8 protein-coding genes are annotated in these 7,911 nt (G+C 69.3%); all 8 read left to right on the plus strand.

Annotation, left to right across the window (positions count from 1 at the left end):
- The first annotated feature begins 14 nt into the window (after positions 1 to 14).
- A complete protein-coding gene (locus AX750_RS06035) occupies positions 15 to 986 on the plus strand; it encodes a tripartite tricarboxylate transporter substrate binding protein (RefSeq protein ID WP_066720794.1) in 972 nt (323 codons plus the stop codon).
- Between the two features lie 51 nt (positions 987 to 1,037).
- Positions 1,038 to 2,279, plus strand: a complete 1,242-nt coding sequence (locus AX750_RS06040; protein ID WP_066720790.1) for an ABC transporter substrate-binding protein — start codon at positions 1,038 to 1,040, stop codon at positions 2,277 to 2,279.
- Between the two features lie 110 nt (positions 2,280 to 2,389).
- Entirely contained in the window at positions 2,390 to 3,262 is an 873-nt protein-coding gene (locus tag AX750_RS06045; RefSeq protein WP_066720787.1) for a branched-chain amino acid ABC transporter permease, read from the plus strand.
- A complete protein-coding gene (locus AX750_RS06050; protein WP_066720782.1) occupies positions 3,259 to 4,221 on the plus strand; it encodes a branched-chain amino acid ABC transporter permease in 963 nt (320 codons plus the stop codon). The genes AX750_RS06045 and AX750_RS06050 overlap by 4 nt, the downstream gene beginning before the upstream one ends.
- A complete protein-coding gene (locus AX750_RS06055) occupies positions 4,221 to 4,973 on the plus strand; it encodes an ABC transporter ATP-binding protein (RefSeq protein ID WP_066720780.1) in 753 nt (250 codons plus the stop codon). The genes AX750_RS06050 and AX750_RS06055 overlap by 1 nt, the downstream gene beginning before the upstream one ends.
- Positions 4,966 to 5,667 (plus strand): ABC transporter ATP-binding protein, encoded by a 702-nt coding sequence (locus AX750_RS06060; protein ID WP_066720777.1) that lies wholly within the window; start codon positions 4,966 to 4,968, stop codon positions 5,665 to 5,667. The genes AX750_RS06055 and AX750_RS06060 overlap by 8 nt, the downstream gene beginning before the upstream one ends.
- A gap of 7 nt (positions 5,668 to 5,674) precedes the next feature.
- Positions 5,675 to 7,087, plus strand: coding sequence for an MmgE/PrpD family protein (locus AX750_RS06065; RefSeq protein WP_245282319.1), 1,413 nt, complete (start codon positions 5,675 to 5,677; stop codon positions 7,085 to 7,087).
- Between the two features lie 3 nt (positions 7,088 to 7,090).
- Positions 7,091 to 7,911 (plus strand): oxaloacetate decarboxylase (locus AX750_RS06070; RefSeq protein WP_066735172.1); only part of this gene is annotated, 821 nt, incomplete at its 3' end.

A 7,911-nucleotide genomic window follows, 5' to 3' on the forward strand; every position in this document is an offset into this window, starting at 1 on the left:
CGATGACGGGTCCCATGACGATCGATCGCCGCCGCTTCGGCCTGCTCGGGCTCGCCGCAGGGTTCGCGGCGACGCGCGCCGGCGCGCAGGAACCCTGGCCGAGCCGACCCGGCCGCGTGATCGTTCCCTACCCTGCGGGTGGGGCGACCGATGTGATGGGTCGCTTCGCCGCGGAAGCGCTGAACCAGGCGACGGCCCAGCGCTTCATCGTCGAGAACAAGGGCGGAGCCTCCGGCGCCATCGGCTCGGCCGAGGTCGAGCGGGCCGCGCCCGATGGGCACACGCTCCTCGTCGCAACGCCGGCGACCCATGTCACCAACCAGTATCTGCGCGACAAGCTGCCCTATGATCCGGACCGCTTCGAACCCGTGGTGCTGCTCTCGCGCAGCCCGCTGCTGCTGATCGCGACGTCCTCGTTTCCCGCCAACAGCGTCGCCGAGCTGATCGTGCTGGCGAAGCAGAAGCCCGGCAAGCTGAACTATGCCAGTTCCGGCGTCGGCGCGACGAGCCATCTCGCGCCTGAGCTGTTCAAGACCATGGCCGGGGTCGACATCACCCATGTCCCCTATCGCGGGGCCGGCCCGGCGATGACCGACCTGATCGGTGGCCAGGTCGAGCTGATGTTCGACAACCTGCAGACGGCGCTGCCGCAGGTGGAATCCGGCAAGGTCAAGGTTCTCGGCATCACCAGCGCGGAGCGCGCGCCGAACCTCTCGCAGGTGCCCGCCATTGCCGAAACGGTGAAGGGTTACGAGGCGCTCAGCTTCCTCGCGTTGATGGCGCCGCTGCGCACGCCGACGGCGATCGTCGAGAGGATCAACGCGATCGTCACCGCCTCCTTCCAGACGCCAGAGGTGAAGCCGAAGCTCGCCGCGCTGGGGGTCGAATTCGTGCCCATGACGCCGAAACAGCTCGACGATTTCATCCGCGAGGAACGCCGGAAATGGGGCGGCCTCATCCGCGAACGCGGCCTGAAGGCCGAGTGACCGAACGACCAGCCCGGCGCCAGACCGGGTTCACCCCAGAGGAGAACGACGATGACCGACCAGCCTGAAGTCAAGACCGCGAACCGCGCCGGGCTCTCCCGCCGCGCCGTGCTGGCCGGCTCCGCCGCCGGCAGCGCCGCCATCGCCATGCCCGGCGTGCTGCGCGCCCAGGCGCCGGCGGTGAAGATCGGCATTCTCCAGCCGGTGACCGGCGCCCTCGCCTATGACGGGCAGCAGGGCCAGATCGGTGCCGAGGCCGCGATCAAGGCGATCAACGATGCCGGCGGCATCAAGTCCCTCGGCGGCGCCAAGCTTCAGATGGTCTTCGGCGATGCGCGCTCGACGCCTGAAGGCGGCACCGCGGAGGTCGAGCGCATGCAGGAGCAGGGCGTGGTCGGCATCGTCGGCGGCTTCGCCTCACCGATCTGCCTCGCCGCGAGCCAGGCGGCGGCCCGCTACGACCTGCCCTATATCGTCGATGTCGGCGTCGCCGATTCCATCGTCACCCGCGGCCTGAAGAACACCTTCCGCTTCGGCCCCGGCTTCGGCATGGTCACGAAGACCGCGCTCGCCAACCTGGCCAAGCTCAACGAGGATGCCGGCCGGCCGGCCAAGACGGTCGTGCTGGTGCATGAGGACGGGCTGTTCGGCTCCGGTCTCGCCAAGCTGATGCAGGCGGAGCTGCCCAAGCTCGGCTTCGAGGTTCTCGACACCATCGCCCATCCGACGCCGACCCGCGACATGTCGAACGTCGCGCTGCAGATCCGTTCGAAGAACCCCGATCTCGTCATCCCCTCCAGCTATTACGGCGAGTTCGCCCTGCTGGCGCGCACCATGCAGCAGCAGCGCATCCGGCCGAAGGGCATCTACGCCGTGCTCAACGGGGCGGCCTCGAACTACCGCTTCGTCAAGGAGTTCAACGACGCGGCCCAGTTCGTGATGGACTGCAACCACTGGCACGATCCGCGCAAGCCCGTGGCCGAGGCGCTGCGCCAGCAGGTCGAGGCGTCCGGCAAGTTCTGGACCTACAACATCCCGCTCAACTACTCCTGCGTCGGCCTGCTGGCGGACGCGATCGAGCGCGCGGGCTCGGTCGACAAGGCGAAGGTCATCGAGGCGCTGGCGGCATCCACCTATGCCGGCCACATCATGCCCTATGGCCCGACCAAGTTCACCAACGGCCAGAACGAGGGCGGCGCGCCGGTCAACACCCAGGTCCAGGGCAACGACATCAAGGTGATCTTCCCGTCCGACTTCGCCGACGCCAAGCCGGTCTTCCCGCGCCCGGCGTGATCTCCTGCGCTGATGGATGAGGGCAGTCCTGCTCCTCATCCGTCATTCCCTCATCCGTCCCGGCTTCGCCGGGCCACCTTCTCCCCTGAGGGGAGAAGGAAGAGCGCCCCATGTTCGCACCCGACATCATCCTCGCCGCCGTGCTCAACGGCCTGATGACCGGCTCGGTCTATGCGCTGATCGCGCTCGGGCTGACGCTGGTCTACGGCGTGCTCCACATCATCAACTTCGCCCATGGGGCGATGCTGACGGCGGCGATGTTCGCCGTCTATGTCGCGCAGACGATGCTCGGCATCGACCCATACGTCGCGCTGGTGCCGGTCACGCTGCTGTTCTTCGCGCTGGGCTACGGGGTGCAGCGCTTCCTGATCGGGCCGGCGAGCCATGGCGAGGATCGCAACATCCTTCTCGTCACGCTCGGGCTCTCGATCATCATCGAGAACGCCATGCTCTCGATCTTCCGCTCCGACACGCGTTCGATCGACGTGCCCTACGCCTTCGAATCGATCGATCTCGGCTTCACCTTCCTGGCGCTGCCACGGGTCGCCGCCTTCGGCGTGGCGCTGCTCGTGGCCCTGCTGCTCGGACTGCTCCTGACCGCGACGGATACCGGCCGGGCGATCCGCGCCGTCGCTCGCGAGAAGACCGGCGCGGCGCTCGCCGGCATCGACGTCGCGCATATCTACGCCGTCACCTTCGGCCTCGGAGCGGCCTGCGTCGCCATTGCCGCCTGCCTGCTGATGCCGACCTTCTATGTGACGCCGCGGGCCGGCAACGCCTTCGTCCTCGTCGCCTTTACCATCGTCGTGCTGGGCGGGATGGGCTCGATCCCCGGCGCGCTGATCGGGGCCCTGTTCATCGGCGTGGTCGAGAGCCTGTGCGGCCTGTTCTTCGGCGAGAGCCTCGGCCAGATCGGCATCTTCCTGATCTTCATCCTCGTCCTGCTGGTGCGACCGACCGGCCTGTTCGGAGCCCGCGCATGATCCGCGCCTATGGTCCCGCACTCGGCCTGATCGCGCTGGGCGCGCTGCTGCCCTTCGCCGTTTCGGCCAATACCGTGCTGAACTTCGTCGTGTTCGCGCTGATCATCGCGCTCGCGGCGCAGGGCTGGAACCTGCTCGGCGGTCTCGCCGGCCAGTTCTCCTTCGGCCATGCGGCCTTCTTCGGCACGGGCGCCTATGCCGCCGCCCTGCTGCAGACCCGCTACGGCGTCAATGCCTGGGCGGCCTTCGCCTGCGGAATCGCGCTGGCGGCGGCCATCGGCTGGGTGATCGGCTTCCTGAGCTTCCGCTCCGGCTTGCGCGGCTCCTATTTCGCGCTGGTGACGCTGGCCTTCGCCGAGGTCATGCGGATCCTCGCCAATGCCTCCACCTTCACCGGTGGCGCGGCGGGCACGCTGGTGAAGCTCGATATCCGGCCCGAGAACTTCCAGTTCGCCAGCCGCGCCGCCTTCGTCTGGATCGCAGTGGCGCTGGTTGGTTTCGTGCTGCTGCTGACGATCGCGATCACGCGCTCGCGCTTCGGCGCCTGGCTGACGGCAGTGCGCGAGAACGAGGACGCGGCCCGGGCGCTCGGCGTCGATACGCTGGCGGTGAAGCTCAAGGCGATCACGCTCTCGGCCGCAATCACGGGCGCGGCCGGCGCGCTCTATGTCCAGTATTTCCTCTATCTCGACGCCGGCATCGCCTTCGGCGCCTGGATCTCGGTCGAGGCGCTGATCGCGCCGATCGTCGGCGGGATCAGCACCGCCTTCGGGCCGATCCTGGGCGCGCTGGCGCTGCATCTTCTCGGCGAATTCGCCAAATCCGTCGCGGGTGGCATCCCCGGCATCGACCTCGTGCTCTACGGGCTGCTGCTGGTCGCGGTGATCGCCTTCGCTCCCGGCGGCATCATGGGGCTGCTGCGGCGCCCCCGCCGAGCCGGCCGGCAGGAGGCGCGCTGATGCTCTCCGTCACCTCCGTCACCAAGCGCTTCGGCGGGCTCGTCGCGGTCGACAATGCCAGCCTCGAGGTCGCGCCCGGCTCGATCACCGGGCTGATCGGCCCCAACGGCGCCGGCAAGACGACGCTGTTCACGCTCATCGCCGGCTTCGAGCAGCCGAGCAGCGGGGCGATCCGCTTCGACGGCGCGGACGTGACCGGCCTCGCCGCACACAAGCGGGCCGAGCGCGGCATCGCCCGCACCTTCCAGATCGTCCAGCCCTTCGCCGGGCTCTCGGTGGTCGAGAACATCGCCGTCGGTGCGCATCTGCGCCACCGCGGCCGCAGCGACGCCCATGCCAAGGCGCGGGCGGTCGCCGATTTGCTGGGGCTAACCGCCATGCTCGACCAGCCGGCCTCCGACCTCACGGTGGCCGGGCGCAAGCGGCTGGAACTCGCACGCGCTCTGGCGACGGAGCCGCAGCTTCTCCTGCTCGACGAGGTCCTGGCCGGCCTCAACCCCTCCGAGATCCGCGACATGTTGCCGGTGATCCGTCAGATCCGCGACCAGGGCGTCACCATCCTGATGGTGGAGCACGTCATGCAGGCGGTGATGAGCCTGTGCGAGCACATCCATGTGCTGGCCCAGGGCAAGATGATCGCGCAAGGCAAGCCGGCGGAGATCGCCGCCCACCCCGCCGTGATCGAGGCCTATCTCGGACACGGCGCCGCCAAGCGCCTGCAGGCGGCACCGGAAGGAGCTCCCCATGCTTGAGGTGCGCGGGCTCGTCGCCGGCTATGGCGCGACCGAAGTGCTGCGGGGGATCGATCTCGACGTCGCGCCCGGCGAGATCGTCGCGGTGCTCGGCGCCAACGGCGTCGGCAAGACCACGCTGAACCGGGCGCTGTCGGGCCTGATCCCGTCCAGGGCCGGCTCGATCCGCTTCCTCGGCGAGGCGATCGCCGGGCGCAAGCCGGCGGAGATCGTCTCCGCCGGGCTGATCCATGTGCCGGAAGGCCGCCGCATCTTCCCGAATATGAGCGTGCGCGACAATCTGGTGCTCGGCAGCTACCGGCGCGGCAAGGCCGACCGCGAGACCAATCTCGAGCGTATCTTCGCGCTCTTCCCGCGGCTGCGCGAGCGCATGGCCCAATCCGCCGGCACCCTCTCCGGCGGCGAGCAGCAGATGCTCGCCATCGGCCGCGGGCTGATGGGCAACCCCAGGCTGATCATCCTCGACGAGCCTTCGCTCGGGCTGTCGCCGCTGCTGGTCGAGGAGATGTTCGGGCTGATCGCCCGGATCGCGGCGGAGGGGCTGGCGGTGATGCTGGTCGAGCAGAACGTGGTGCAGTCGCTCGAACTCGCGGGCCGCGCCTATGTGATGGAGAACGGCCGCATCGTCGTCGCCGGCTCCGCTGCCGAGATCGCCGCCAACCCGGCCCTCAAGCACGCCTATCTCGGATTGTGAGACGCCGATGACCCTCCACGTCAAAGCCGAACCGGTGATGCGCCGGCCCGATACGCCGGCCTGGCTGACCGACCTGGCCCGATTCTGCGCCGGGCTGCGCTTCGAGGACCTGCCGGAATCCGTCGTCGCCCGGACGCTGCAGGTGATCGGCGACTGCATCGCCGCCATCGCCGCCGGCGCCCAGGAGCCGGAGACGATCGCGCTCGTCGCGCGCATGCTCGGTACCGACGGCGACGCCGGCGCGGCGGTGATCGGCGCCGGCCGTCGCGGCGCGCCTTCCCTCGCCGCCTTCCTGAACGGCACCGCCGGCACAATGCTCGAGCTCGACGAGGGCAACCAGTTCTGCCGCGGCCATCCCGGCATCCATGTCGTGCCGGCCGTGCTGGCGGCGGCGCTGCGAAGCGGCGCGAGCGGGCGCGACTTGATCACGGCCGTGGCGCTCGGCTACGAGATCGGCGCGCGCATCGGCATAGCCTCGAAGCTGCGCGTCACCATGCACCCGCACGGGACCTGGGGCACGGTGGGTGCGGCGGTCGCCATCGCCTGGCTCGCGCGGCGCGATGCCGCCGGCATGGTCGAGACGATCAATGTCGCCTCCTCGCTGGGCCTCTCGACCAGCCGGCGGACGATGCTGGAGGGCGGCACGGTCCGCAACAGCTTCGCCGGCTTCTCCAACCAGATCGGCCTGATGGTGTCCGACCTCGTCGCCGCCGGCTTCACCGGCGAGGCCGACGGGCTCGGCACCGTCTATGGCAGCGTCATCGCCGACGACTGGCGGCCGGACGAGATGGTCGCGGAACTCGGCAGCCGCTGGGAGATCGCGCGCAACTATTTCAAGCGCCATGCCTGCTGCCGCTACAACCACGGCGCGCTCGACGCCCTGCACGAGATCGTTGCGAAGGAAGGCGGCCGGCTGGAGCCGGACGCGATCGCGCGCATCGACGTCGCGACCTATGTCTGGGCGGCGCAGCTCGCCGGGCAAGAACCGCACAACATGCTGGCGGCGAAGTTCTCGCTGCCCTTCTCGATCGCCACCACGATCGTCCATGGCGCCGCGACAGTCGACGCCTTCCGCGAGGCGGCGCGGACGGACGACACGATCCGCGAGCTGGCCCGGCGCGTCTTCGTCCGCGAGGATGCGGCGGCGACCGCGAAACTGCCGGCGCAGCGGCCGGCCGAGGTGAGCGTGACACTGAAGGGCGGCCGCGTTCTCGCCGCGCAGGCGCTGACCAATCGTGGCGACACCGAAGACCCCTACACCCCTGCCGAAGTCCGCCAGAAATTCTTCGATCTCGCCGTTCCGGTCTGGGGCCAGTCCCGGGCCGAGGCGATCATCGCGGCCGTCGATGCCCTGCCGGGCGCGGCCGATATCGCAGCGCTCGACGCCTTGCTGGCGGCGGCGCCCGTCACCAGGACCTGATCGATGACCCTTTCCCTCAAGGCTCGCTTCCGCCAGCCGCAGATCGTGCTCGCGCCCGGCGTCTATGATGCGCTGACCGCCTCGCTCGCCACCGATGCCGGTTTCGAGGCGCTCTACGTCTCCGGCGCCTCGATCGCCTATACCCGCCTCGGCGGACCCGATATCGGGCTCGTCTCGATGGCCGAGGTCGCCGAGACGATCACCATGATCCGCGACCGTGTCGCGACCCCGCTCATCGTCGATGCCGACACGGGCTACGGCAATGCGCTCAACATGCAGCGCACGATGCGCCTGTTCGAGCGGGCCGGCGCCAACGCCCTGCAGATCGAGGACCAGAGCTTCCCCAAGCGCTGCGGCCATCTCGCCGACAAGGGCGTGATCCCGGCCGCCGAAATGGTCGGCAAGATCAAGGCGGCGACGGACGCCCGGGCCTCCGACGAGACGCTCGTCATCGCAAGGACCGACGCCATCGCGGTCGAGGGGTTCGAGCGCGCGCTGGAGCGGGCCCATCTCTACGCGGCGGCCGGCGCGGACATGCTGTTCGTCGAGGCGCCTGGCTCGAGCGAGGAGCTGACCCGCGTCGTCAGCGAGCTGAAGGGGACGCTCCCGCTGATGGCCAACATGGTCGAGGGCGGCCGCACGCCGATCCGCTCGACGGGCGCGCTTGAGGACCTCGGCTTTTCGCTGGTGATCTTCCCGGGCGGGATCGTGCGGGCGCTGGCGCGGGCCGCGCAGGATTTCTACGCCAGCCTCAAGACCCATGGCACGACCGACCCGTTCCGCGACCGGATGTTCGATTTCGACCAGCTCAATGCCGTGATCGG

This window comes from Methylobacterium sp. CCH7-A2 (genome assembly GCF_001557075.1).
GTDB classification, from domain to species: domain Bacteria; phylum Pseudomonadota; class Alphaproteobacteria; order Rhizobiales; family Beijerinckiaceae; genus Allobosea; species Allobosea massiliensis.

Bases quoted from the DNA above. Each gene is read 5' to 3' on its own strand.
- AX750_RS06035 (WP_066720794.1), top strand. From the start codon at position 15: ATGACGATCGATCGCCGCCGCTTCGGCCTGCTCGGGCTCGCCGCAGGG.
- AX750_RS06040 (WP_066720790.1), top strand. From the start codon at position 1,038: ATGACCGACCAGCCTGAAGTCAAGACCGCGAACCGCGCCGGGCTCTCC.
- AX750_RS06045 (WP_066720787.1), top strand. From the start codon at position 2,390: ATGTTCGCACCCGACATCATCCTCGCCGCCGTGCTCAACGGCCTGATG.
- AX750_RS06050 (WP_066720782.1), top strand. From the start codon at position 3,259: ATGATCCGCGCCTATGGTCCCGCACTCGGCCTGATCGCGCTGGGCGCG.
- AX750_RS06055 (WP_066720780.1), top strand. From the start codon at position 4,221: ATGCTCTCCGTCACCTCCGTCACCAAGCGCTTCGGCGGGCTCGTCGCG.
- AX750_RS06060 (WP_066720777.1), top strand. From the start codon at position 4,966: ATGCTTGAGGTGCGCGGGCTCGTCGCCGGCTATGGCGCGACCGAAGTG.
- AX750_RS06065 (WP_245282319.1), top strand. From the start codon at position 5,675: ATGACCCTCCACGTCAAAGCCGAACCGGTGATGCGCCGGCCCGATACG.